Source organism: Galbibacter kalidii (genome assembly GCF_026241135.1).
Taxonomy (GTDB): domain Bacteria; phylum Bacteroidota; class Bacteroidia; order Flavobacteriales; family Flavobacteriaceae; genus Galbibacter.
In genome coordinates this window covers 55,437-79,668 of the sequence record NZ_JAPFGA010000017.1, presented here as the reverse complement: position 1 = coordinate 79,668, position 24,232 = coordinate 55,437, and the positions used below count along the sequence as shown (strand labels likewise).

Here is a 24,232-nt window from a genome sequence, read left to right as displayed (position 1 = left end):
AACAAAGAACCGCCGGAAATCCAATAAGACAGTCTCTTATGTAAATATAATATCTGATTAGTTCTAAAAATCTCCCTACAATAAATGATGATGGACAATAACAATATAATTGAACCTGAAATTCTTACTATCATAAAATTTTGTGTGACAAAATTTTCATGGTTAAAATAAAAATCAATGAACACAAAAAGTCCATATAAAATCCCTAAGCCATATAAAGAATGCTTACTGAACTTCTCTTTGACCAGTTTAAAATAATAAAAAATATAAAAGCCAAATGTATATATCCTGAACAAATTGTATATCCAGTAGTTAACATTTAAAAGCTTTTTAGGGAATATGGCCTTTAAAAAGCCTGCATATATAGATTCCGGGTGATAGAGATAAATATAAGGTATGAATCCTAATATTTCTGTAAGCAATGTAATCAACAAATAATATAAAAAATACCGATTCGGTGTTAATCGGTATTTTTTATACGTTATAATCGCAATTACAACGGTTAAGATTATTAAAAAGTGAATACTAAACCTTAAATATTCCATTACGTTCAATAGTATTTAGGGGAACTAACTCTGAGGTTAAACTTACAAAGAAAATTCAAGGTTGGGTTATTTTCTGATTTCTCGCATTGATGATAAACCCGATGATAAAACAACCGTAGAGTACAATATTGGAAATATTTAATATCCCTCTGTAATATTGATGCGAATAATTAAGTTGTTCAGAAAATACAAATATGGGAATGGTCATTAGATTAAAGACCAAAGCTCCGGTAGCAATCCAAAAAGGCAATGATTTATGAAGCTTTAACACCACATTGCTCTGTAGGAGTTCATAAAAATATAAACAGTAACATGTCAAATAAAATAATGCTCCAGCTATATATATTTCTGAAAACATTCTTTTATTAAAGGAAGTGGAATCATCCAAGACAAAAAAGAATACGATTAATACAAATAACAGGATTATAGTTACAACCCACTTTTTATACAACTGTCTTAGGAAATTATAAAAAAATATAAAATAAATCAAGTAGGAAATCGGATTAAATATATTGTAGAGCCAAAAATTGGAATCCACCCTACTCTCGCCCAATATATTCTTAAAAAACACCATTATGGGATGTTCCGGATGATAATAGTTATAAAACCGTAGTAAACCAAGGGTTTCAACAAATACGGTAAGCCACAATAAGAACAAAAAATACCGGCAGGGTGTATGCCGGTATTTTCCATATGTTATTGAAGCAACAATAGCTGCTAATATTTGCAGATAAAAGATTAAATCTCTGTAAAAATCTACAAACAAATCAATAGTCTTTAGGAGGCCATCCTCCTTGATTCATGTTTAAAGGGTCAACTTCCTCAATGGTTTCAGTACCTACCTTCATAGCCGAAATCGCTGTTTCCTTAGTTCCGGTAGGAGCTATAAACATAGTGGCGCTACCATCATTTTCATCGTCTTCATATTTCCCGAGGAAAAAACGAAGTCCCAAGTTTTTATAGTCTTTGTCTTTAGTCTCGCTTTTTACATAAGCGATATACTCTTCAATCTCTTCCAAAGGCCACCAAAAATCACGGCATTGTTCTTTGCCAAATTCCTTTTTTAGCGCTTTTTCAATGGTTTTAATATACTTTTCTTGTAGTTTCTTCGCCTTCTTTGGCGAAATGCATTTTGCAGGTTTTGGCATTTTTATATCTAGTTGTCGGTTATTAGTTATTTCTTGAATCCTGAGCCCCTGAATTCTTCTTTCCTCGCGAATATAACATTTTCTACGTAATGAGCATAAATTTTTTATTGGGAATTGATGGTGAAAATACGAGATTAAAAGTACAGTTTTGAAAACCGGTCAACTCTAATCAGGAATGTATAGGTTTTTGGTTTGTGTATTGGAATTTAGAGCTTATCCCCTCCCAGTCTCCCTTAAGGGAAGGAAATTGTAACGTTTCACTGAACCGGAGGGGGATGCCACTGCCTTGCATGAACAATAAACCCTACGATAAAACAGCCATACATAATATAGCATGAAAATACGAGTACATAATTATAAACCGGACCGCTAAAACCGAGTTGATCTGCAAAAATAAAAATAGGCATGGTCACCAAATTAAAAAAGATAATACCAACCATGATCCAAAACGATAATTGTTTATAAAACATAATAATTCGGTCGCTTTTCAACATTATCTTCATATATAACAATGCTGCTATCAAAGAACATAAGGCTCCTACAATCCTATGAGTATCTCCTAATTTTATGTATAATGTTTTATAATGAATAAGGTCATAAACTACAGAAACCGTATAGATAACCAACAGCCAATTGAACATTCTAAGTCTTGAATTTTCTCTTTTAGACAATTCCCTGAAATAAATTAGAAATATATAAAAAGACAGAATCGAATGTATACTAGCAATCCAGATATTATTTCTAACCAAAATGTCTGGCAGATGTGCTTCTAAAAAACCGGCAATTGAACTTTCAGGAAATTTCCATACTATAATAGGAATTAACCCAATAATTTCATTTAACAGCGTTATTACCAAAAAATAAATAATAATCTTATTTGGGGTAGTTTTATATGTACCGTAACAAATAAGGCCGATAATAAATGCCGTTAATTCAAACAAAAATATCGATCGTTTAAAATAAAAATCAAAATCGGCCATCTTTTACCTTATCATTACTGTTGAGGATATGTTGCTTTTGGAGGTTCCCCAGTTGTACCATACTCCATTGCATCAACCTCAGTAATATCCGGGGATACAGCATAATATGGTTTTACAAAATTAGGCAGGATACTTCCTTCTGCTTTCTGTGTGGAATCCGGTATAAAACCGGTTGGCGTGATAAAAGTTGCCAAAGTATTAGGTTTTCTCTCATCATTTTCCGGGAACACCCCGATATAGATACGGAAACCATCTACTTCCCCGCCCATTGCTTTTACAGAATCTTTTGATCTTTTAATATAACTCAACAATTCATCAGTAGAATACCAACTGGAAATCGAAAGGTTAAACTTAGGCGATTTTCTGGTGAATTTTTGGGGTTCTTGCTTTGTCATGTTGTTTCCTTCACGCATTTTCGCGATCATCTGTTTGTAATACTCAAGAGAATCAGCCTTGGCAAAAAGCTCTTCAATATCTTTTACAAAATGTTTGCTCAACTTAGAAGCTTTTTCAGGATTCAGCTTCTTTTTAGAGATGTCCACCGGGTCAAACCTGATTGTATTAGGCTCATTATTACAAGAGTTTAACAATAATACAAATAATAATAACCCGCTAATTTTTAATAGGTTGGAATAAAGTCTTTTCATTTTTTTAGTTGATTTGATTAAGAGATTCCAAGATAAGACAAAATTTTACTATTTTAACACTCAGAATCAGACATTTAACTGCTTATTCGATGTAATGCATTTATTATTAGATGATTAGAAATCAACCCTTGCAGAATAAAAGGGGATTTTCCCCTCAAGTTTTCGAAGTAATCACATGTTAATTCGATGAAAAACAATCCATTACAGCAATAAAATGCACAAGAAACTGCTATATTTAGTTTAGAAGTTCTATCATTTTAATCAAATCCTTAACCATCAACCATGAAAACCTTAAAATACAGATCCTATGGACAGACCGTTTATTTATTGGAACAGATCTTAAATAAACTAGGGTACAATGTTATAATCTCAAAGTACTTCGGAAAAGATACCGATGCCGCCGTGCGTGATTTCCAAAGGACAAACAACCTAGTTATAGACGGTATTGTAGGGATAAAGACGTGGAGTAAATTGCTCGCCCTTAAAAAAGAATTGCTCGACCATACTGATAAACTCCTTGCCGAAAAAGACCTTCTCGATTTTGCCAAAACCTTCGATCTCGAACTGGCGGTGGTCAAAGCCGTTAATGAAGTGGAAAGCCACGGAAGTGGTTTTTTGATTTCCGGAAAGGCTAAAATACTTTTTGAAGGCCATATCTTTTGGCGGCAGTTGAAAAAAAGAAATGTCGATCCGAAGAAATACCAATCTAAAGAAACCGCTCATGTACTCTATAAAAAATGGACCAGAAAACACTATGTGGGAGGAGAAGGTGAATACACACGTCTAAATGATGCAACAAGCATTAAAAACACCGCTGCTTTTCACGAAGCCGCACATGCTTCTGCTTCTTGGGGCGTTTTTCAGATCATGGGGTATCATTACGAATCGCTGGGGTATGAATCTATCGATGATTTTGTAAACCGCATGCAAGAGCACGAACGCGAACACCTCATTGCCTTTGGAAGATACCTGAAAGTCAACAAGCTTATCGATTCCTTACAGAAAAAAGATTGGAAACGCTTTGCCCGCGCCTACAACGGTTCGTCGTATAAAAAGAACCACTATGATGAGCGTTTGGAAAAAGCGTATTTGAAGTATCACGGGTGACCGATGACGGGTGACGGAAGCTTGCCGCAAAGTCAGGAGACATTTGCAGAGCAGGTAGAATGTAGCTTTTGGAATTTGGTGCTTGGGATTTGTTTATTTCCAAATATGAACCATTACAAAAGTAATTGTATCTTTAGTGTTAAATCACTTCAGTAAGCTAACCAAAAACATCATTACAATGCAAAAAGTTTTACTTCTTATTACCATAATTTTGTTGGGAACAGGATTTACCCAAGCCCAAAAAGGAACCAAAGAACGCATTAAAGTACATAGTACAGCCCTGGAAGGCAACCTTATTGGTGATGAAGCTGACAGGGATGTAACGGTCTATATGCCACCTTCATATCAATCCAACCCAAACCGCCATTATCCGGTGCTTTATATGCTCCACGGTTTTACTGATACCGATTCCCAATGGTTTGGGTGGGAAGACCATTGGATCAACTTGCAGCAGGTAATAGAACAAGCCATTTCCGAAGGGCTTTCCAAAGAGATCATAGTGGTAATGCCTAATGCCTATAACAAATTTAGGGGAAGTATGTATGCCAGCTCAGCTACCATAGGCGATTGGGAAACCTTTGTCACCAAAGAATTAGTAGCTTATATAGATAATAATTACCGTACACTGCCCAATATAGAAAGCCGCGGATTGTCGGGACATTCTATGGGTGGCTACGGAACCATTCGCCTTGGCATGAAATATCCGGATGTGTTTTCGTCTATTTATATGTTGAGTCCGTGCTGTATGGATGGCGGGGTGATTGCTAACGAAGAATTGATGGATAAGATAGCATCCTTCAATACCCTGGACAAGTTGGATGAAGCTTCTTTTTTTGAAATAGCCGCCCTGGCTACTTCGGCTGCATTTGCCCCCAATCCTAAGAATCCACCGCTTTACTTGGACTTGCCTTTTGCAGATGGTGAAATACGAGATGATATTGCCAATAAAATAGCGGCCAACCGCATACTGAATATTGTTGACCAGTACATCCTCAACCTAAAAAAACTCAAAGGGATTGGCATGGATGCCGGATTGCAGGATGAAGGCATCAGTCAATCTACCAAAAAGCTTCACGAATTGCTGGAGGCTTACCAAATACCCCACCAATACGAAAGTTATGAAGGAGACCACCTCAACCGTATAGCCGAACGTATCAGGACTAAGGTGTTGCCTTTCTTCTCGGAAAATTTGGTTTTTGAATAGGAAAGGAAGTCGGGAGTCCGAAGACGGAAGTCGGAAGATAGAAACTCCTGACTTCAGACTTCGGACTTCAACATAATTCTGGGGATTTTTCCCCTTTTATATTCAATTTATTTACTTCATTTTAGCTATAAACAAAAAGCTTGATGAAAAACATAGATATGATTTCCTATTTAGATGTTTACAATCGGATAAACTCCAAGACCAGTGATTCAGTAGGAAAGATAAAACTACTTATCGAAAACGAAGACATTAGTGCATCCGATGAATTGTATAATTTTTTAAAAGACATAGAAGATATTTTTAGGAGAAACCAGATTTCCGAATTTACCGACATTGCCGGTTATCGCGTGAAATTGTTGGCTTCCCGCACAGCATTGGATCAACGTATCCCGCAAAAAAAATATCAATTGGAGACCGCCTTGGCTCTTATTCCAACCATAACACAAACCGTTAACAACGCCATGAAACCCATTGAGTGTAAGATCAATAAATCGAGGAACATCATAAAAGAATTGGTTTCACAAGCCTATGACAGCAACATGATTCAATATCATAAAGGCACCAATTTTTCTGATTTTATTCATGCATTATGGCGATTGCTTTTAAATCATGACAATTTTAAAAAGCAAGCCAAATTGGTTTCCAAATACATCAGCACCGATGATATTTTATTGATTCTTTCTGAAGAGGTGCATCAGGAAAATATATCGATGAAATAAATTCGATTAATATTTAGCCAGCCGGGCTTTATTAAACATCACCTTTTTATAAATATTGCGCTCCTAGCGGGGTATAAAATACATTTCTTCGCATTTGTTATTAGAGGGTGATTTGATTTAAACATTTTTATTATTTCATAAATTAAACCCCTGATTTATGCTCTGTTCATTTTTGTCTTGAAACAAAAACGAACCAAAAAATCAAGACTGGTGGTAAATCCCTAAGAAAATGCTACGGCATCCCCAGCCACGGATGAAAAAAAACTCGCAAGCTCAAACAATTTTTCATCCCAATCCCTACTGCTGCCTTGATTTTCAAGAGATTTATCATAGGTCGATTCCTTTACTATATCCAACCTTACGTTATTAAAGAAAACCTTACCTCCTCCCCGGTTCGTTTTTGTGCCAGTAACGCAATCGCTTTATCTGTCAGTTGTAAGATCCGTGGGTAACCTCCTGTGGTTTGGGCATCTTTCATCAAAATAATGAGCTTACCCGAGGGTGTGAATTGTACTGTTCCCGGTAGGGTTGCAGAGGTCAATATGGAATATTTATGTGGCAAAATTTGTTGTTTTAACTGATAGGCCATGCGGTTATTCTCCTTGGCTACATTAAAAATTCCATTGAGCACTTGCTGTTTTTGTTTTCCTGTAAGTAGATTGAATTCCGGAGCCTTATAAACTTCCAGTTCTTTTTGATCAAAATTAAATTCCGAAGGCAAATTTTTTGTTTTAGTTTTACGATTAGCTCTAGGTTTTTTACCAATCTCCAAGGAATATCCGGTAGTGAGATGTGAGTGTTCCGTTATAGGCACATACCAAGACCTGCTGCCCATGACCTGCTCTGTGTTGAATCCGCCTTCCACCGCCAAATAAGCACGAATTCTACCTTTCAGCTTACCAAAACTCAGTACATCCTCTTTTTTAAGTTCATACACTTCGTTATTCTGAATCGCTTTCCCATTGATCTGTGGTGACATGTCAGCACCACTGATAGCAATCCGTACAGGCCCATCAAAAACAAGCTCCGGTCCCATCATGGTAATTTCCATGACTGCTGCACTTTTTTCATTCCTCAACAGTGCATTGGCATAGGCCGCTGAAAATTGATCCATAGCACCGCTAATGGGAACACCTTTGTCCCTGTATCCAAATCTGCCGGCATCTTGTATGGTAGAATATAAACCGGGTTTATTTACTTGTATCATCCAATTCGTATGTTTCAAGATGAAATATCTTAGCATCCACCTGAATGGTGATGAGTTCGTGTGTTGCCTTGTCTATGGGATAAAACTTTATTTTATCGCCTACACTCACCCCGCAAGGGTCTTCGTTCTCGGGATTGAACACTTTTACAGGAGAATTTCCGATAATATTCCATCCTCCGGGGGATTCTTGCGGATAAACCCCTGTTTGCTTTCCTCCGATACCCACTGATCCCTGTGGAATCTTCAGGCGTGGTTCAGTACGTCGTGGTTGGTACAAGGCTTCGTTCAGTCCGCCCAAATACATAAATCCGGGTAAAAAACCAATGCAATAAATGGTGTAAAGTGGTTCTGTATGCAACTCGATAATCCGTTCGACACTCATTTTCTTTGCCAATGAAAAAGCCTCCATATCAATCCCAAACGAATTGTCATAACAGACTGGGATATGCCACAACTTCCGTTGCACAAGGTTCACCACACGATTGTCCTTGTACAGGGTTTTCAGTTCAGCCTTTAATTTTTTATGGTCAATGGGTTTTCGGGCAATCAACGCCAGTGAATTGTAGGATGGAATCAGTTCAAAACCTTTTAGGTGCTTCCCAATTAGATTTTTGAATTTAAGGATGTCGTTCAGCACTTCCTCGTTCACCGTTCTTGGCCATTCGATCAACAAAGCCTTATCTCCATAGGGACGATATTCCAGTTTAAATTTATCCAAGAGTCGTGATATGAAGTTGATTGTAAAGGTATTTAACGATATCCGTTGCATTTTCTGTATCGGAATGCACACAAAATGTATCCGCTTTTATAGGAACAGTGCTTCCATCAACCGCAGTAACGCGACCTTCTTTTGCCACACTCAAAACCTGTTTCAGGATGGCATCCACATCGGTTAAAACAGCATTAGGTTTACTTCGGGCAACCAAAGAAAGGTCAGGATTGTAGCTTCGATCAGCAAAAGCTTCATAAATAATGGAAAAGCCTTCTCCTTTTGCCTTTTTGGCAATAACGGAATTGTACGGTACATAAAGCGCCACTTTTTCTTTATAATTTCTGATCGCTTGAAGGAAAACAGCAGCCCTTTTTTCGTCTTTTGCTATGTCGTTGTACAAAGCACCGTGGGGTTTAATGTGATGAAGCTTAGCTGAAAATCCGCCTAACACCCCATCCATAAGTTGTATTTGCTCTTGAATACTGCTTATTAATTTTTCTGCTGAAATGGATATGGATTTCCTTCCGAAGTTTTCCCGATCGGGATATGAAGGATGCGCTCCTATTTTCACCTGATGTTTTACAGCCAGTTTGACTACTTCCTTCATCGTGCTTTCATCACCGGCATGACCTCCACAAGCAATGTTACACGATTGAATATACGGCATCAGCTCACTTTCATTGGAGGTGCCTTCCCCTAAATCGCAATTGATATCAATCTGTTGTGTTTTCTTTGCCCCTAACAAAATATGCATATTTAATCTCCATTAGTATGAAAATTCGCAGAATAAAGATACCATAAGTTTAGCGATCAACTAAATAATAATTAAAAAATTTACCCCAACCAGCCATCCCTATCCAGACTTCGGTATTGGATCGCTTCACTGATATGTGTGCCTGTGATATCGGTTTCGTTTTCCAGATCGGCTATGGTGCGGGCTACTTTCAGGATACGGTCATAAGCCCTAGCGGAAAGCTGTAAACGCTCCATCGCATTTTTGAGCAATGATTTAGAAGCCTCGTCGAGTTTACAATATTCCCGTATTTGTTTGGTGTTCATCTGTGCGTTGTAATGGATATTCGGCAAGCCTTCAAAACGCTGTGTTTGGATTTCACGGGCTTTGCTCACCCGCTCACGGATGACCACGCTACTCTCCCCTTTCCTTTCATCCGATAGCTTTTCAAAAGGAACAGGGGTCACTTCAATATGAATATCGATCCTGTCCAATAAAGGCCCTGAAACTTTACTCAGATAGCGTTGCATCTCTGCCGGAGAGGAAGTCACCGGAGCGTCAGGGTCATTGAAATAACCACCCGGACTCGGATTCATACTAGCTACCAGCATAAAACTGGATGGATAGGTTACTGTAAACCTTGCTCTGGAAATAGTCACTTCCCTGTCTTCCAGGGGCTGTCTCATTACTTCTAAAACACTGCGTTTAAATTCCGGTAATTCGTCCAAAAACAATACGCCATTGTGTGACATGGATATTTCTCCCGGTTGCGGATAGGCTCCGCCACCCACAAGAGCGACATCAGAAATGGTATGATGCGGACTTCGGAACGGTCGTTAGTTCATGATTCCGTTGCTCGTAACCCTTCCTGCAACGGAATGAATCTTTGTCGTTTCCAAGGCTTCGTTCATCGTCATGGGTGGCAAAATGGAGGGTAAACGCTTCGCCAACATGGTTTTTCCCGCTCCGGGAGGTCCGATAAGGATAATGTTATGTCCGCCAGCGGCAGCGATCTCCATACTCCGTTTTATGCTTTCCTGTCCTTTTACATCGGCGAAATCAAATTCGGGGAAATTGAGGGTTTTATAGAATTCCTTTTGGATATCGACCTCCATGCGTTCCAAGGGCGCTTTTCCGTCAAAAAAATCAATCACTTCCTTAATATTCTTCACCCCATACACTTCGATGCCTTCAACAATGGCAGCTTCCTTGGCATTTTCATAAGGCAAGATAAAACCTTTAAACCCTTCTTCTTTGGCGTTGATCGCTATCGGTAAAGTTCCTTTGATAGGTTGTAGTGTTCCGTCCAACGAGAGTTCCCCCATGATCAGGTAATCCTCCAAACCTTCATCTTTTATCTGCCCCGAAGCAGTCAAAATCCCTATTGCCAAGGTCAGGTCGTAGGCAGAACCTTCTTTTCGCATATCGGCGGGTGCCATGTTGATCGTGATCTTTTTTCCGGGAATCTTGTACCCGTTGTTCTGTAAGGCCGAAGCAATCCGAAAATTACTTTCCTTAATGGCATTGTCGGGCAATCCGACCAAGTGATATCCTACTCCTTTATCTATATTGACTTCAACGGTAATGGTAGTGGCTTCTATCCCGAAAATAGCACTCCCGAAAACTTTTTTTAACATGTATTCTCTTATTTACAGGCTAAATATAGCAAAAATAGTATGGATATGAAGAAATTAAACTACGTATTGCGATATAAAAAAGGTCTAAAAGAAATATAACTATATGTTATACTGAGCCTATCGAAGCACAGTCGAAGTAAAATTTATTGAAACCCATACGTCTTCGACAGGCTCAGACTGACAAATCAAATTCACCAAGGGCTTTTAGACACCCCTAGTAAATCGATTTTTATCTTGTTTGTTATTGTGTATTTAAGCAAAATACACATAAATAAAGACAACGATAGCACAAATAGCCAGACCTACCGGAGCCAGGAATTTATAAGGTTCAATGTTAACTTGTTTTGTGTATTTAAGTTCGAAGTCTGATTCTCTTGGAAATAACCTCCCTATAATCAACATAATCAATACATTGACTACAAACAGTATCCCCATGACATGTAAAAAATGCGGATAGGAAAGTGTTGCAATTTCGGCGAGTTTATCAGCATCGGTAATTCCCGAAGCTTTTGCTGCTTCTACAGCTCTATCGGCCATTATCGGTTTAACGATAAACTGACTGATAATATACAGTAAACTTCCGGATATAATTCCGATTTTAGCTGCAATAGCGGGTACACGCTTGGTGAGGTAACCCACCACAATGATGGTTAGGATCGGGATATTGTAAATACCGTTAACCTCCTGCAAGTATGCAAACAACCCCCCTGCATTGGCAATCAAAGGTGCGATAAGCATCGCACAAACGGCCAGAACAATTCCAAAACGTTTTCCATACTTAACTACAGTGAGTTCAGAAGCGTCCTTGTTGATATATTGTTTGTAAATATCCAGACCGAAAAGGGTCACGGAGCTGTTCAGTGCACTATTGAACGAACTCAGGATAGCTCCAAACAAAACTGCAGCAAAAAAGCCCATCCACACACTTGGAAGTACTAAATCCACCAATTTAGGATAAGCCTGATCTTTTTCTATGGTATTTCCAAAAATATGAAAAGCTATAATCCCCGGAAGTACCACAATAACAGGCCCTAAAATTTTAAAAAAGGCAGCCAAGAGCAATCCTTTTTGTCCTTCCTTTAGGTTTTTGGCCCCCAAAGCCCTTTGGATAATCGCTTGGTTGGTTCCCCAATAAAACAGGTTTACAAGCATCATACCCGTAAAAAGGGTGGAAAAAGGCACTTCTGAAGTCTTATCTCCAAGAGAATTAAACTTCTCCGGATTGGATTCCATCAATGTTGACAAACCCTCTGTCACGCTACCATCACCCACATACATCAATCCGAATATAGGAATCAATAAGCCTCCGATAAGGAGTCCTACCGCATTTACGGTATCTGATACCGCTACGGCTTTCAATCCACCAAAAATGGCGTAGATAGAACCAATGATACCGATACCCCAAACACATATCCACAGTGAAGTGGTGTGTGAAACTCCTAAAAGTTGCGGGATATCAAACATGGTAGTGATCGCCAACGAACCGGAATACAGTACGATAGGCAAAAGTACGACTGCATATCCTGTTAAAAACAAGGCAGAAGTAATTGTTTTGGTGGTTTTATCAAAACGCTCATCGAGGAATTGTGGCACTGTGGTAATCCCTCCTTTCAGGTATCGAGGCAACAAAAAAGCAGCCGTTACCACCATGGTGATGGCCGCCAGGGTTTCCCAAGCCATTACCGATAAACCATTAGCAAACGACGAACCGTTAAGTCCGACTATCTGTTCAGTAGAAAGGTTGGTCAACAAAAGGGAACCTGCTATGACCCCCGCAGTAAGACTTCTTCCACCTAAAAAATATCCGTCTGAAGTATGTTCGTTTGTTTTTCGTGTTGCTATATATGAGATTATCGCAACGAGGAGTGTAAATCCTACAAAGGAAAGAATTGCCATATTAATACTATAGTTTTAGTTGATTCAGAATTGCGAATATAACATATTCTGTAAAACAGGCTTGATATTTTAATAACAAATTGAGTGTATTATGTTGATAAATGTAATTTGAGTTGCAATTATTTATCATTATAAAAAATCATTTCAGAATAGATTGTTACACTGAGCCTGTCGAAGACTTATTCAATATATCGACATACACTTCGACAAGCCTGCCTGACGGCAGACAGGCTCATTACATAAATACTTTTGGAACATTCTCCTTTCTGGGAATGATTTACCTTTAATCTTTATTACTCCAACACCTTAAACTCAATTCTGGATGAATTATAAATCCGGTGTGTTTGCTTTTGAAAGTCTTTTTCTTCTGCTTTAAAAATGTTATCCACATAGGTCTGCGGATTGATATCAATCAACGGGAACCACGTACTTTGTATCTGAACCTGCATTTTATGTCCTTTTTTGAAGGTGTGATACACATCCTGTAATTTAATATTTACAGGAGTCACTTCATCGGGAACAAAAGGCTCCGGTTTTTCAAAGCTGTTCCTATAACGTCCGCGCATCACCTCGCTGCGTACCATCATGTGGTAATTGCTCATTTTTAGGTAATCTTGTGTTTCTTCAAAATCTTTGGCATCGGGTGGGAAAACATCAATGACTTTAACTACCCAATCAGCTGCCGTTCCCGTGGTAGAAACCTGTAGTTTTGCTAGTATATCGCCTACAACGGTCATATCCTCTTCCAAAACATCGGTTTCAAACACCAATACGTCCGGTCTTCTGGCGGCAAAACGCTGGTCGTCTGTCATATATTTTCTTGGGGTAAACACCATTTTGATGTCTTCGCTGTACGGCACCGGTTTTTTAGGGTCGCTCACGAATTCTTCATACGAAAACTGCATGGTCATCACTTCGCCCATACTTTGGTGTTGTCCCAAGCCGTAGCTTTTTTCTTCAGTATTCTCCGGTGGCCAGGTTTCGTATTGATTCCATTCGTTTTTTCCGGTATCGTATACATAAGCTTCCGGCAGACCTGATTCCTCTGCTTTACCGCCTTCTTTTAAAAAGTGATTAAAGAATTTGGTTTCTATCTCCCCTTGAAAGAATTTAGAAATATTATCCCCAAAATATACATTTCCTATTGCCTGGCGTTCTTTGGTACGCGCCCAATCACCATGACTCCATGGTCCCATCACAATAGTATTGTAATTATCACTTCTTTTTTCGATGTTTTTATAGGTTTCCAAAGGGCCATAAAGGTCTTCCGCATCAAACCAACCGCCCACGATCATGGTAGCAGGTTTGATATCTTCTAAATGCTGAATGATTCCTCGTGACTTCCAAAATTCATCATAATTAGGATGATCCTTTAGTTGTTGCCAAAAGATATTGTCTTTTTTGTAATATTTATCGAGATTGCTCAAAGGCCCTGCATCCAAAAAGAACTGATATTGGTCTTGTGTTCCCAGTTCAGGAAAAGAATACCAGCTTTCTTTAGTCGGTTGGTCTTTCATATAGCCAAAGGCCGAAGTAGCCCTCCAATAGCTCAGCAGATAAGCCCCGTTATGATGAAAATCATCAAAAAAGAAATCGCCAATACAGGCTTGGGGAGACACTGCTTTTAGTGCCGGGTGATCACTTAGCAAAGCATAGGTAGAATAAAATCCGGGATAGGAAATCCCCCAAACCCCCACGTTTCCGTTATTGTTATCCACATTTTTCACCAACCAATCTATGGTATCATAGGTATCAGAAGCTTCATCGATCTCTTTTCTCTTTTTATTGGGAATATAGGCACGCATATTATCGTATACCCCTTCACTATTCCAACGCCCACGGACATCCTGATAAACAATAATATTCCCTTCCTTCATTAGGGTTTCATTGGATCCGATCTTTGAACTGAATTGGTCTTCTCCGTAAGGTCTGCAACTGTAGGGAGTTCGTTTCATCAAAATCGGGTACTCTTTAGAGGTATCCTTCGGACTAAAAATCGTGGTATGAAGTTTTACGCCATCACGCATGGTGATCATCACTTCCTGTTTGTTGTAATGTTCCTTGACATCATATTCAGATTGTGCTGTGATACAACTGAAGGAAATCAACAGGAAGAGTAAAAGAAATTTTTTCATATCTCTTAAGTTAAGTTAGCTATTTAGTTTCCCAAATTTATTATTATCTGGGATAAAACAATTACTTACTGATGTTTTTAACATCTAATTAATCGCATTGTCATCTGAAAACTCGCTGTCAACACTAAACACCTCATCTTCTTTTTTGAAGTTCTCCAGACCTTTTTTCAGCCAGTCGTAATAAGTAGCATCATCTGTGTATTGCTGAGGCGTATTCAAGATGTTAAAATCGGGGGACATCAAAATATAGTAGGGCTGCGACGCTGTTTTAAAATTGATCGCCTGGAAAGTCGCCCATTTATCCCCTATCGTCCTTATTTCTTTTACCTTACCGTTACCATTTTTATAGTTGAATTGCTGATCCTCCGGCAGCTGTTTCCTATCGTCCACATACAAAGAGATCAACACATATTCATCGTTCAGCAGATTGTAGATTCTGGGCTCGCTCCATACGTTTTCTTCCATTTTTCGGCAGTTGACACAAGCCCAACCGGTGAAATCCAATAAAATGGGTTTGTTATTCGCTTTGGCGTATGAAAGCCCTTCTTCAAAATCCTTAAAGCAATTGAGCCCAAGCGGACAATCACTTTCCTGCGGATAGATGCTGTAAAATACCGGTGGCGGAAAACCACTAAGGAGTTTTAAATTTGATTCTGATGTTTTTTTAAGTCCGGGAATGAGATAGATCACAAAGGCTGCCACCAAAACCCCAAAAGCGATTCGGGTGAAACCTAATTTCTTTTTCGGTCCATCGTGTGGAAAACGGATAATTCCGAAGACATACAGTGCTAAAAGCACAAAGATCACAATCCAGATTCCTATAAATATTTCCCTTTTCAGCAGCCCCCAATGCTCTACCAGATCGGCATTGGAAAGGAATTTAAACGCCAGTGCCAATTCCAAAAATCCTAAAATGACTTTGGTGGTGTTCATCCAGCCCCCTGATTTCGGTAAGGAATTCAGCCAATTCGGGAACAAGGCAAACAAGGCAAATGGTAAGGCCAAAGCCAAACCAAAGCCGCCCATTCCTACGGTCAGCTGGGTTGCACCTCCATCACTGGTCAAGGAACCTGCCAAAAGCGATCCCAAAATAGGTCCGGTACAGGAAAAAGAAACGATAGCCAGTGTCAATGCCATAAAAAAGATCCCGATAAACCCTCCGGTACTGGAAGCTTTGTCCATTTTATTTCCCCATGAGGATGGCAAGGTCAATTCGTAATATCCGAAAAAAGAAAAGGCAAAAAAGACAAATATGACAAAGAAAAGAATGTTCAACCACACATTGGTAGAGATGTTATTGAATATCTCTGGTGCGATGGAATCCAGAAAATGGAACGGAATACTCAACACAAGGTAAATCCCGACAATAAACGCCCCGTACAGTATGGCGTTGGTAATTCCCTTCTTTTTATCACCCGATTGTTTGGTGAAAAATGAAACCGTCAACGGAATCATTGGGAAAACACAAGGCGTTAACAAGGCTATGAGTCCGCCCAGAAAACCAAGGACAAACAGTCCCGTAAGTCCACTTCCCTCTTCCGATTTTGAACCGGAAGATGAGATATAATCTACGCTTTGAAGTGGTAATTCCAAACTTGCTGCTAAATCCAAACTCTTTTCGCCCACCTCTTTATCTTCAAAAACAACAGGACCACCATCTATGGAAAAGCCCAATTCTACTGCATTAAATATACAACGCTCGTCATCACACGCCTGATATTCCACCGAAGCAATAACCGATTTGATGTCCGGATTTAAAACTTTGATCTTTTGCGTAAAAACAGCTTCATTGTTGAAATAAGATAAATCAGTTTCAAAAACCTCATCAAATTCTGTTATCGGCTCACTTTCCTCCACACTACCAATCAGTTCATAATCTACTCCAGGGTTTTTAAAAGTAAATTCAGTAGGATTAGGAGCCATGACCCCTTCTTCGATCGATTGCTCCTGTGCATACAAATGCCAATGTTCGATAATTTCCGCATTGATAACAAGGTTGTATTCCGTTTCCGATAATTTTTCTACGGAAGTGCTCCAGGTAACCTGATCTTGTGCATGGACAAAAGCGGTTAAAAAGAGTAAGCAAGCTACGAGTACATTACGTATCAAAGTATTCTATTTTTAAGATTTGTTTCGTCGTTTCGGTCACTTTAAAGCGGTCGTCTGTCCGATGGCCCACGATCCAGATAATTTTATCATCACCATTACAAAGCAACCATTGTTTTTCTTTGGCTATGAGAGAGAATTTTTGATCCTTAAAGTACTTACTGACTTTCTTTCTCCCCTTCATTCCAAAGGGATAAAAATAATCACCATTTTCCCATTTCCTCAGTTTTAAGGGAAACTTTAACGTTTCTTTATCAAGGTAAATTGTACTATTATCCGCCTCTGATATTTTCCCTACAAAGCCTATCGACAATTTGAATGGCTCTTTTACAAGGTTTTGTCCTTCTTCAATAAAATAACTTACATTAAAAGGCTTGCCATCAAGAGGTTCTACCAGAATAAATTCCCGGTCTTTAAGCAAGCGATGGGTATCTGAAAATAATTGTTTTCCGCTTTGAGCCTCCAACAGGTTTTCAATATCCTCTATATCCTTTCTAAAGCCATAGGGCTTAAAAAGTTCGTAGAGATAAGCCTGTTTCGGCTTCAATTTTTGTATTTTTTTTACTGAAATTTTAAAGGTCTCCCCTTCCTTTTCAAATAGTTTGTTCCGCAATTTCTCAACACGCCTTTCAATGAGTTGTGATGAACCTTTAAGATGATTGATGGTGCTTTCAAAATTTTGAAGTAAGGTGGGATTGATCTCTTTCAACTTCGGAATGACTTCATGACGCAGTTTATTCCGCAGGTATTTGGTTTCGGCATTGCTGCTGTCTTCCCGCCACTCAATTTTATTGTTTAATGCATACTGAAGAATCCCCTCTCGCGAAAAAGGCAATAACGGACGCACCACATAATCATTGATCTCTGGAATTCCCGTAAGTCCGTCAAGTCCGGTACCACGGCTAAGGTTGATCAAAAAAGTTTCCAGATTGTCGTCTGCATGATGGGCCGTTAATAAATAATCATAGTTCAAAGCTTCTTTCTGCTCCCTGAACCAGCGATAGCGCAATTCCCGTGCGGCCAGTTGCGTGGACAGTTTATGGGTCTCAGCATAATTTTCCGTATCAAAAACCGTACTGTAAAAAGGAATCTTCATCTCCCCTGCCTTTTGCTTGATAAACTGTTCGTCTTCATCGCTCGCTTGACCCCGAAGCTGAAAATCACAATGCAGAACAACCACATCCATCCCCAGTTGATGGCACAGATGTGTAAGCACCATACTGTCGATCCCTCCACTCACGGCAATCATCAATTTTGATGGCTTCAGGAAAGGAAATTGCTGTTCGATATGTTCTTTAAAAGCGTTGAGCATCTTGCAAAGGTAAATAAAGAAGTACGAAGTTAGAAGTACGAAATAAGAAGGTATGTAGAATCCAAAAATAAAGGCATAAAAAAAGGCAAGCTACCTACATCGCACCGCTACAACCACATACCCTTGCTGCGTTCCCGCCCTGGGGGATTCTGTAGGAGCTGGTCGTGTAGGACTTGCCGGGTGCAAATTTACAAACTTTTTAAAGTATGAGCAATAATTTTACAATCTTAATTTAATTAAATACCTTGCCATAAAATTCAAAAAGAAGCATGTATTTCTATAAGTTTTTTATCATCAGTTTTTTAGCGATTTCCCTAGGGGGATGTAATGCTACAAATTCATCTTCAAAAAATTTGTTTTCCCTTAAAATAAAGGGGGATTCTAATAAAATTCACCAGGGAAACACCATCCAAATCGAACTCAAAAACAAAAAAGACAAAACGATCGACTCCGTTTTATATACCCTAAACGGAAGAAAGATCGATCTTAACAATGGTTCTTATGCCCTTAATGTAGAAAAATTAGGCATTCAAAAGCTGGAAGCTACGGTTTATTCTGAAGGGGAAACCATTAATATCAGTGAAGACATTACCGTTTTGGCTAACAAAGCACCTAAAGTATATACCTACGAAATCATTAATGAGTTTCCACACGATATAAAAGCCTATACACAGGGATTGGAGTTTTATAATGATACGCTTTATGAAAGTACTGGGAATCCCGGAAGGAAAGGATTGTCATCATTACGTAAAGTAGATTATAAAACCGGAGAAGTTTTAAAGAAAATTGATCTGGACAATATGTATTTTGGGGAAGGTATTACCATCATAGATGATAAAATTTACATGCTTACATGGCAAAAAGGCATCGGTTTTGTGTACGACCTGAACACTTTTGAAAAAACGGGATCGTTTAAATACAACAAAAGCAAAGAGGGTTGGGGACTCACCCATGATAACGAAAAAATCTATAAAAGTGATGGAAGTGATAAAATCTGGATCCTAAACCCAGAAACCCTGATGGAAGAAGATTTTATAGAAACGGTGACCAATACTTCAGTATATAATAAAGCCAATGAACTGGAATATGTAGACGGATTGATTTATGCCAACGTATATCTCAAAGACAGTGCTATGATCATCGATGCCAAAACCGGGGCGATTATAGGGGCCATTAATTTCGGCGGATTAAAGGAAAAGGTAAAACAACACGACGATCTTGATGTCCTTAACGGAATTGCCTATCACCCGGGACGGAAAACCTTTTTTGTAACCGGAAAGAACTGGAGCAAGCTCTTCGAAGTCAAAATCATAGAAAAATAGGCTGTTGAACGTATTTGAAAAAACGATAAAAGTAGTAGAAGACGATCTGGATGATTTACAGCATGTCAACAATGTGCGTTATGTGCAATGGATCCAGGATATTGCGAAAGAGCATTGGCAAACAAGGGCTTCCACTGAAATGCTGGACAATTATATCTGGATGATCCTCACCCATTATATTGAATACAAAGGACAGGCGTTTTTGGACGACGAATTGTTATTGAAAACCTATATTGACAAGTCGGAAGGCGTAAAATCGATCCGGAAAGTTGAAGTGTACAATCTAAAAAACCAAAAGCTGATCTTAAGTTCCACAACCGAATGGTGTCTGCTAAGTAAAGAAAGTAAACGCCCCATCCGACTCACACAGGAGCTTATGGATTTGTTTAATTAAAAAAACAAGAGGTTGTCTAAAAAGCTCTTAGTGAATTTGATCTGTCAGTCTGCCCCGACGCTTCGGGGGTCGAAGACATATTGAACTTCAATATATTATGCTTCGACAGGCTCAGCATGACATCTGGATCACAGCTTTTTAGACAGCCTCTTTATATTATATATGGATGGATTACAGCTTAATCGCCGCCCCTACTCCTAAAGAATTAATATCTACATCAGCATCATCAATACTAAATCCCTTATAGTATGCATAAATATCTACCAATGGCAAACCAAAACCAAACCTCCCCTGATAGTACAATCCGCCATCATTACCGTCATTAACACCAATTCCATATCCCAAATCGGCGCCTATAAGTAAACTACCTAGTGATGCACGTGCACTTGCCGCGATAGGAATAAAAGAAATATCATCTACAGATACTTCAATACCGCCTTCTTCATAATCTTCAGTGAAAAAATGAGTATATCCGGAGCTAATCCCCAGATCGACTGCAGGAAAATCCATTACAAAATAGGTTGCATCTACCCCTGCATTAAAATTAGAAAAATCTGAAGCATCACCAACAGGTATTCCTAAATGTGCCCCTAAGCTGAAACTTTGGGCATTCGTCGTAAACGCGATTCCGAGCGTAGCTATAACTACAAGCAATAATTTTTTCATGATTAATTTGAGTTTTAATTATTCCCCTAAAATACAGAAAAAAATAATTGATAAAGAATAAAATTACTTTAGCATTACTATTAAAAACTGGAAATGGCCAACTCATACCCTTGCATGCCGAAACCGAGGATAACCCCTTTGGCATTGGGCGAGATATAGGACACATGCCTGAAATCTTCCCTCGAAAAGGTGTTGGAGATGTGTAATTCTACAACGGGTGTCTCAATTCCTTTTAGGGCGTCACCAATAGCTACTGAAGTATGCGTATAAGCCCCGGCGTTGAGGATGATACCATCATAACTAAAACCAACTTCGTGCAGTTTATTGATAATCTCCCCTTCTACATTACTTTGATAGTAATCTATTTGATGGTCGCTATATTTTTTTTTGAGTATGGAAAGGTAATCCTCAAAGGTTTCCGAACCGTATATTTCCGGTTCGCGCTTTCCTAGTAGATTGAGGTTGGGTCCGTTGATGATAATTATTCGCTTCATAAGGGTAAAGATAATAATTTAAGGCATAAAAAAACGGAAGCCGAAGCTTCCGTTAAAATTATAACTGCTTAATTTTTTTTAGAACATAAATCCAACAGATAATTGGAAAACACCGTTCTTAACTTTATCATCATCTCCTTCTTCTTCAAAATCCGATATATCAGAAAATCCTAAATTATATCTACCACTAAAGAACAATCCATTTTCTAATTTATATCCTAATCCAAAGTTAAAACTTAAATCTATTTCTTTCAACTGATCTTTAATATCATCTTCATAAGATTCTGATGTTCCGAATGTTGCTTCCCATTTATCCTTGGCAGACAATAAAAAACCTGCCTGTGGTCCCGCTTCCAAACTGAATCCTTTTGTCAAATACAGTTTTGCCATGACAGGAATATTTAGATAGTTGAGTTTGAGTTTTCTTTCATAACTATTGCCTTCTTCACTTTCACTAACTTTAGCTCCTTGGGAAGAGAATAACAATTCAGGTTGAAGCGCAAACTTTTCTGAAAATGGGAATTCTACAACACCTCCTATGTGAAGTGAAGTTCTTGCATCAATATCTTCATCAGCACCGGTTAAATTAGCAATGTTTATACCTGCTTTAACTCCAAACTTTACTTCCTGTGCTTGAGAGACAAACACAAATCCAATAGTAGCCACAGCTACAAGTAATAGTTTTTTCATTTTTTGGGTCTTTTTTAAATCAGTAATTGTGATAAATGTACACACAAAATAATTTAAAAAACAAATATTATCCTCAATAAAATGAATATTTCATTTTCAAGTTTATGATAATCAACTAGATGAAAGTCTTAAAATCTTACATTTATTTGATCCACAAATATTAAATATCTTTAACCCATGAAGTGGAAAACCGCTGTAGAAGATTATAAAAACTATTTAAAAATAGAAAGAGGGCTTTCTTATAATTCCATCAATAATTACTGTATGGATATCCGGAAACTCATCCTTTATCTGGAAGAAAATGATATGGCGGGCTCTCCTATTAGCATCACTTCAGAAACCCTGCAACAATTTATATACGAAGCTGCAAAATCCGTCAGTGCCCGTACCCAAGCCCGATTGATCTCGGGTTTAAAAAGTTTTTTTAACTACTTGATCTTTGAAGATTACCGCAAAGACAATCCTTTGGAGCTTATCGAATCTCCAAAAATAGGTCGTAAACTTCCCGACACCCTTTCTCCTGAAGAAATTGACACCATTATCGCTGCCATAGATCTCAGCACCCCGGAAGGTGAACGCAACAGAACTATGCTCGAAACCATGTACAGTTGTGGACTACGGGTCTCTGAATTGGTCAACCTTAAAATTTCAGACCTCTTTTTTGATGAAGGGTTTATCAAAGTAAGCGGTAAGGGCAATAAGCAGCGTTTTGTTCCCATAGCGCCTATAGCGATGAAATACATCAATATCTATTTAAAGGAAATTCGTCCGCATATCAATGTTCAAAAAGGATATGAAGATCATGTGTTTTTAAACCGTCGGGGAAAAGGCCTTACCCGCGCCATGATATTTACCGTGATAAAACGAACTACGGAAAAAGCCGGTATTAAGAAAAATATCAGTCCGCATACCTTCCGGCATTCTTTTGCCACTCATTTGCTTCAGGGTGGTGCTGATTTGAGGGCGATCCAACAAATGTTGGGACATGAAAGCATTACCACTACCGAGGTTTATATGCACCTGAACAGAAAAGACTTGGCCAAAGCCATTGATGAATTCCATCCGAGGAAAAATTTATAAAACCGGAAGATGGGAAATACGAAATTAGAAATTTTGAAAAACGGTCAACTCTAATCAGGGATGTGCAATCCAGTGTGACATTTCCTCCCCCCTTTGGGGAAGCCGGAGGGGGATTTGAATTTGATGTTTTGTATTCAAAACCAATTTCCCAACAAAATTTTACGATAAATGTAACATTCCATTAACTTTGGCAACTAATTGAACAGACCACCAACCTATATTAGTGACGCAAGAACTGGAACATAAATTTGTAAGTGAACTGGAGAAAAATCAGAATATTGTGCATAAAATATGCAGGATATATGCTGATTCTCCTGATGCACATAACGATTTATTCCAGGAAATTACCATCCAGCTTTGGAAAGCCTATCCTAAATTTAGAGGAGATGCGAAATTCAGCACGTGGATGTACCGAATCGCACTAAACACTGCCATCACACTCTACAGAAAGTCGAAAAGACAGATTAAAACACAGGGATATGACAGTGTAATTCACAAAGTAAAAGCACGACAATATGACGATACCGAAGAACAGCAGCTAAAATTGATGTATCAAGCTATCAAACAGCTTAACGATATTGAAAAAGCCCTTGTTTTTTTATATCTGGAAGATAAGAACTATAAAGAAATTGCAGAAACCCTGGGAATAACCGATGTAAACGCACGGGTTAAAATGAACAGGATCAAGACAAAACTTAAAAAAATATTGAATCCATGATGGATGAGTTGGAACTTTTAAAAAAGGACTGGAAAAAAAGGGAACAGGAGTTTCCTAAGCTTTCCCATGATGATATCTATAAGATGATGTTGAAAAAGTCATCTTCATATGTAAAGTGGATCTTTTATATCAGCATCATAGAGCTAGGCCTCGGGATTTTGGTGGCTATCTTTTATCACCCATCTTATGAAAAAGAATTTCCGCTGCCCCGTTTTATGGATTTCATATACCTTATAACCATTCCCATTATTATCTATTTTATCTATCGCTTTTTTAAGAACTACCAACAGATTTCCACAACCGCATCAGTTAAAGAATTGATGAAAAGTATTTTAAAAGCCCGACGCACCGTTAAACTCTATATTCTTATCAATATTTGCCTTGGGGGTATTATTTCCATTATTAGTCTTACCGCGACTTTTATCCAATTAAATGAGGATTGGGAACAACTCTCAAGTTCGGAAAAACTGAAAGAATATTTTACTTTCATACTGATCGCCATTGTGGCTACAGCCTTGATCCTTGGTGTTTTCCTCGCTATCTATTACCTGCTCTACGGAATTTTGCTGAAACGCCTGAAACGGAATTATAAACACCTGAAAAAGATGGAGGGAGATGAGTAATGGGGTTTAAAATTTAAAGTTCAAGGTTTTGGAATTTGGTGCTTGGAATTTAATCCCGATGGCCATCGGGATTGAAATTTTGGTGTCAATTCCACACAAATTTTTTATCTTCGGTTTATCAATAGAAAAAACAAAACCCTATTGAGGATCATTTATA

Annotated in this window: 23 protein-coding genes, 1 other RNA gene and 1 pseudogene; 8 read left to right on the top strand and 17 right to left on the bottom strand. The window is 38.5% G+C overall.

Annotated features, from left to right (window positions below; translation table 11 throughout):
* Window positions 1–600: 600 nt before the first annotated feature.
* From OOZ15_RS16205 to OOZ15_RS16190, 4 genes are all read right to left on the bottom strand, one after another.
* Window positions 601–795: a hypothetical protein gene (locus OOZ15_RS16205; protein WP_265957485.1), complete on the bottom strand. Its 195-nt coding sequence runs from the start codon at window positions 793–795 to the stop codon at window positions 601–603.
* Between the two features lie 517 nt (window positions 796–1,312).
* On the bottom strand, window positions 1,313–1,693 hold the full coding sequence (locus OOZ15_RS16200) for a hypothetical protein (RefSeq protein ID WP_265957484.1): 381 nt from the start codon (window positions 1,691–1,693) through the stop codon (window positions 1,313–1,315).
* Between the two features lie 257 nt (window positions 1,694–1,950).
* Window positions 1,951–2,673 (bottom strand): hypothetical protein, encoded by a 723-nt coding sequence (locus OOZ15_RS16195; protein ID WP_265957483.1) that lies wholly within the window; start codon window positions 2,671–2,673, stop codon window positions 1,951–1,953.
* A 14-nt stretch (window positions 2,674–2,687) separates the two neighbouring features.
* A complete protein-coding gene (locus OOZ15_RS16190) occupies window positions 2,688–3,320 on the bottom strand; it encodes a hypothetical protein (protein WP_265957482.1) in 633 nt (210 codons plus the stop codon).
* A 282-nt stretch (window positions 3,321–3,602) separates the two neighbouring features.
* On the opposite strand from OOZ15_RS16190, the gene OOZ15_RS16185 reads away from it, so the two are divergent.
* From OOZ15_RS16185 to OOZ15_RS16175, 3 genes are all read left to right on the top strand, one after another.
* Window positions 3,603–4,427 (top strand): N-acetylmuramidase family protein, encoded by an 825-nt coding sequence (locus OOZ15_RS16185; protein WP_265957481.1) that lies wholly within the window; start codon window positions 3,603–3,605, stop codon window positions 4,425–4,427.
* Window positions 4,428–4,605: 178 nt separating this feature from the next.
* On the top strand, window positions 4,606–5,631 hold the full coding sequence (locus OOZ15_RS16180; RefSeq protein ID WP_265957480.1) for an alpha/beta hydrolase: 1,026 nt from the start codon (window positions 4,606–4,608) through the stop codon (window positions 5,629–5,631).
* Window positions 5,632–5,774: 143 nt separating this feature from the next.
* Window positions 5,775–6,350 carry a hypothetical protein gene (locus tag OOZ15_RS16175; RefSeq protein ID WP_265957479.1) on the top strand — a complete coding sequence of 192 codons (576 nt, stop codon included), beginning with the start codon at window positions 5,775–5,777 and terminating at the stop codon, window positions 6,348–6,350.
* Between the two features lie 221 nt (window positions 6,351–6,571).
* On the opposite strand, the gene OOZ15_RS16170 is transcribed toward OOZ15_RS16175, so the two are convergent.
* From OOZ15_RS16170 to ffs, 10 genes and pseudogenes are all read right to left on the bottom strand, one after another.
* Window positions 6,572–6,706 (bottom strand): hypothetical protein, encoded by a 135-nt coding sequence (locus OOZ15_RS16170; RefSeq protein ID WP_265957478.1) that lies wholly within the window; start codon window positions 6,704–6,706, stop codon window positions 6,572–6,574.
* A 2-nt stretch (window positions 6,707–6,708) separates the two neighbouring features.
* On the bottom strand, window positions 6,709–7,557 hold the full coding sequence (locus OOZ15_RS16165; RefSeq protein WP_265957477.1) for a 5-oxoprolinase subunit C family protein: 849 nt from the start codon (window positions 7,555–7,557) through the stop codon (window positions 6,709–6,711).
* The gene (pxpB, locus tag OOZ15_RS16160) at window positions 7,541–8,275 is read right to left on the bottom strand and encodes a 5-oxoprolinase subunit PxpB (RefSeq protein WP_265957476.1); all 735 of its coding nucleotides are present in this window, start codon (window positions 8,273–8,275) and stop codon (window positions 7,541–7,543) included. The genes OOZ15_RS16165 and pxpB overlap by 17 nt, the downstream gene beginning before the upstream one ends.
* On the bottom strand, window positions 8,268–9,023 hold the full coding sequence (pxpA, locus tag OOZ15_RS16155; protein ID WP_265957475.1) for a 5-oxoprolinase subunit PxpA: 756 nt from the start codon (window positions 9,021–9,023) through the stop codon (window positions 8,268–8,270). Before pxpA ends, pxpB begins: the two co-directional genes overlap by 8 nt.
* 80 nt (window positions 9,024–9,103) lie before the next feature.
* Window positions 9,104–10,639, bottom strand: a pseudogene (locus tag OOZ15_RS16150) (YifB family Mg chelatase-like AAA ATPase).
* Window positions 10,640–10,891: 252 nt separating this feature from the next.
* Window positions 10,892–12,535 (bottom strand): solute:sodium symporter family transporter, encoded by a 1,644-nt coding sequence (locus tag OOZ15_RS16145; RefSeq protein WP_265957474.1) that lies wholly within the window; start codon window positions 12,533–12,535, stop codon window positions 10,892–10,894.
* Between the two features lie 293 nt (window positions 12,536–12,828).
* Window positions 12,829–14,670, bottom strand: coding sequence for a CocE/NonD family hydrolase (locus tag OOZ15_RS16140; protein WP_265957473.1), 1,842 nt, complete (start codon window positions 14,668–14,670; stop codon window positions 12,829–12,831).
* 84 nt (window positions 14,671–14,754) lie between these two features.
* Window positions 14,755–16,776, bottom strand: coding sequence for a protein-disulfide reductase DsbD family protein (locus tag OOZ15_RS16135; RefSeq protein WP_265957510.1), 2,022 nt, complete (start codon window positions 16,774–16,776; stop codon window positions 14,755–14,757).
* Window positions 16,769–18,088 carry a tRNA lysidine(34) synthetase TilS gene (gene tilS / locus OOZ15_RS16130; protein ID WP_265957472.1) on the bottom strand — a complete coding sequence of 440 codons (1,320 nt, stop codon included), beginning with the start codon at window positions 18,086–18,088 and terminating at the stop codon, window positions 16,769–16,771. Before tilS ends, OOZ15_RS16135 begins: the two co-directional genes overlap by 8 nt.
* Before the next feature lie 80 nt (window positions 18,089–18,168).
* Window positions 18,169–18,267, bottom strand: an RNA gene (gene ffs / locus OOZ15_RS16125) — signal recognition particle sRNA small type.
* A 90-nt stretch (window positions 18,268–18,357) separates the two neighbouring features.
* Here ffs and OOZ15_RS16120 point away from each other — a divergent pair.
* A complete protein-coding gene (locus tag OOZ15_RS16120) occupies window positions 18,358–19,410 on the top strand; it encodes a glutaminyl-peptide cyclotransferase (protein ID WP_265957471.1) in 1,053 nt (350 codons plus the stop codon).
* A gap of 4 nt (window positions 19,411–19,414) precedes the next feature.
* Window positions 19,415–19,804, top strand: coding sequence for an acyl-CoA thioesterase (locus OOZ15_RS16115; RefSeq protein ID WP_265957470.1), 390 nt, complete (start codon window positions 19,415–19,417; stop codon window positions 19,802–19,804).
* Between the two features lie 171 nt (window positions 19,805–19,975).
* Here the strand turns inward: OOZ15_RS16115 and OOZ15_RS16110 are convergent, their stop codons facing one another.
* The 3 genes from OOZ15_RS16110 to OOZ15_RS16100 all read right to left on the bottom strand — a co-directional run bounded on the left by OOZ15_RS16110 (window position 19,976) and on the right by OOZ15_RS16100 (window position 21,654).
* Window positions 19,976–20,470, bottom strand: a complete 495-nt coding sequence (locus OOZ15_RS16110) for a hypothetical protein (RefSeq protein ID WP_265957469.1) — start codon at window positions 20,468–20,470, stop codon at window positions 19,976–19,978.
* A gap of 80 nt (window positions 20,471–20,550) precedes the next feature.
* Window positions 20,551–20,964: a type II 3-dehydroquinate dehydratase gene (aroQ, locus tag OOZ15_RS16105; RefSeq protein WP_265957468.1), complete on the bottom strand. Its 414-nt coding sequence runs from the start codon at window positions 20,962–20,964 to the stop codon at window positions 20,551–20,553.
* Between the two features lie 78 nt (window positions 20,965–21,042).
* A complete protein-coding gene (locus OOZ15_RS16100; protein WP_265957467.1) occupies window positions 21,043–21,654 on the bottom strand; it encodes a porin family protein in 612 nt (203 codons plus the stop codon).
* A gap of 177 nt (window positions 21,655–21,831) precedes the next feature.
* Here OOZ15_RS16100 and xerD point away from each other — a divergent pair, with 177 nt between their 5' ends.
* The 3 genes from xerD to OOZ15_RS16085 all read left to right on the top strand — a co-directional run bounded on the left by xerD (window position 21,832) and on the right by OOZ15_RS16085 (window position 24,075).
* Window positions 21,832–22,734 carry a site-specific tyrosine recombinase XerD gene (xerD, locus tag OOZ15_RS16095; RefSeq protein WP_265957466.1) on the top strand — a complete coding sequence of 301 codons (903 nt, stop codon included), beginning with the start codon at window positions 21,832–21,834 and terminating at the stop codon, window positions 22,732–22,734.
* Window positions 22,735–22,957: 223 nt separating this feature from the next.
* Window positions 22,958–23,452 (top strand): RNA polymerase sigma factor, encoded by a 495-nt coding sequence (locus tag OOZ15_RS16090; protein WP_265957465.1) that lies wholly within the window; start codon window positions 22,958–22,960, stop codon window positions 23,450–23,452.
* Window positions 23,449–24,075, top strand: a complete 627-nt coding sequence (locus OOZ15_RS16085) for a DUF8845 family protein (protein WP_265957464.1) — start codon at window positions 23,449–23,451, stop codon at window positions 24,073–24,075. The genes OOZ15_RS16090 and OOZ15_RS16085 overlap by 4 nt, the downstream gene beginning before the upstream one ends.
* Window positions 24,076–24,232: the final 157 nt, after the last annotated feature.

What these genes read in the sequence shown, in the direction of transcription:
- OOZ15_RS16165 (WP_265957477.1), bottom strand. Translation starts at nt 7,557, where the DNA reads ATGATACAAGTAAATAAACCCGGTTTATATTCTACCATACAAGATGCC.
- xerD (WP_265957466.1), top strand. Translation starts at nt 21,832, where the DNA reads ATGAAGTGGAAAACCGCTGTAGAAGATTATAAAAACTATTTAAAAATA.
- OOZ15_RS16140 (WP_265957473.1), bottom strand. Translation starts at nt 14,670, where the DNA reads ATGAAAAAATTTCTTTTACTCTTCCTGTTGATTTCCTTCAGTTGTATC.
- pxpA (WP_265957475.1), bottom strand. Translation starts at nt 9,023, where the DNA reads ATGCATATTTTGTTAGGGGCAAAGAAAACACAACAGATTGATATCAAT.
- OOZ15_RS16190 (WP_265957482.1), bottom strand. Translation starts at nt 3,320, where the DNA reads ATGAAAAGACTTTATTCCAACCTATTAAAAATTAGCGGGTTATTATTA.
- OOZ15_RS16195 (WP_265957483.1), bottom strand. Translation starts at nt 2,673, where the DNA reads ATGGCCGATTTTGATTTTTATTTTAAACGATCGATATTTTTGTTTGAA.
- OOZ15_RS16175 (WP_265957479.1), top strand. Translation starts at nt 5,775, where the DNA reads ATGAAAAACATAGATATGATTTCCTATTTAGATGTTTACAATCGGATA.
- OOZ15_RS16200 (WP_265957484.1), bottom strand. Translation starts at nt 1,693, where the DNA reads ATGCCAAAACCTGCAAAATGCATTTCGCCAAAGAAGGCGAAGAAACTA.
- OOZ15_RS16185 (WP_265957481.1), top strand. Translation starts at nt 3,603, where the DNA reads ATGAAAACCTTAAAATACAGATCCTATGGACAGACCGTTTATTTATTG.
- OOZ15_RS16085 (WP_265957464.1), top strand. Translation starts at nt 23,449, where the DNA reads ATGATGGATGAGTTGGAACTTTTAAAAAAGGACTGGAAAAAAAGGGAA.
- OOZ15_RS16100 (WP_265957467.1), bottom strand. Translation starts at nt 21,654, where the DNA reads ATGAAAAAACTATTACTTGTAGCTGTGGCTACTATTGGATTTGTGTTT.
- OOZ15_RS16145 (WP_265957474.1), bottom strand. Translation starts at nt 12,535, where the DNA reads ATGGCAATTCTTTCCTTTGTAGGATTTACACTCCTCGTTGCGATAATC.
- OOZ15_RS16110 (WP_265957469.1), bottom strand. Translation starts at nt 20,470, where the DNA reads ATGAAAAAATTATTGCTTGTAGTTATAGCTACGCTCGGAATCGCGTTT.
- aroQ (WP_265957468.1), bottom strand. Translation starts at nt 20,964, where the DNA reads ATGAAGCGAATAATTATCATCAACGGACCCAACCTCAATCTACTAGGA.
- OOZ15_RS16120 (WP_265957471.1), top strand. Translation starts at nt 18,358, where the DNA reads ATGTATTTCTATAAGTTTTTTATCATCAGTTTTTTAGCGATTTCCCTA.
- tilS (WP_265957472.1), bottom strand. Translation starts at nt 18,088, where the DNA reads ATGCTCAACGCTTTTAAAGAACATATCGAACAGCAATTTCCTTTCCTG.
- OOZ15_RS16180 (WP_265957480.1), top strand. Translation starts at nt 4,606, where the DNA reads ATGCAAAAAGTTTTACTTCTTATTACCATAATTTTGTTGGGAACAGGA.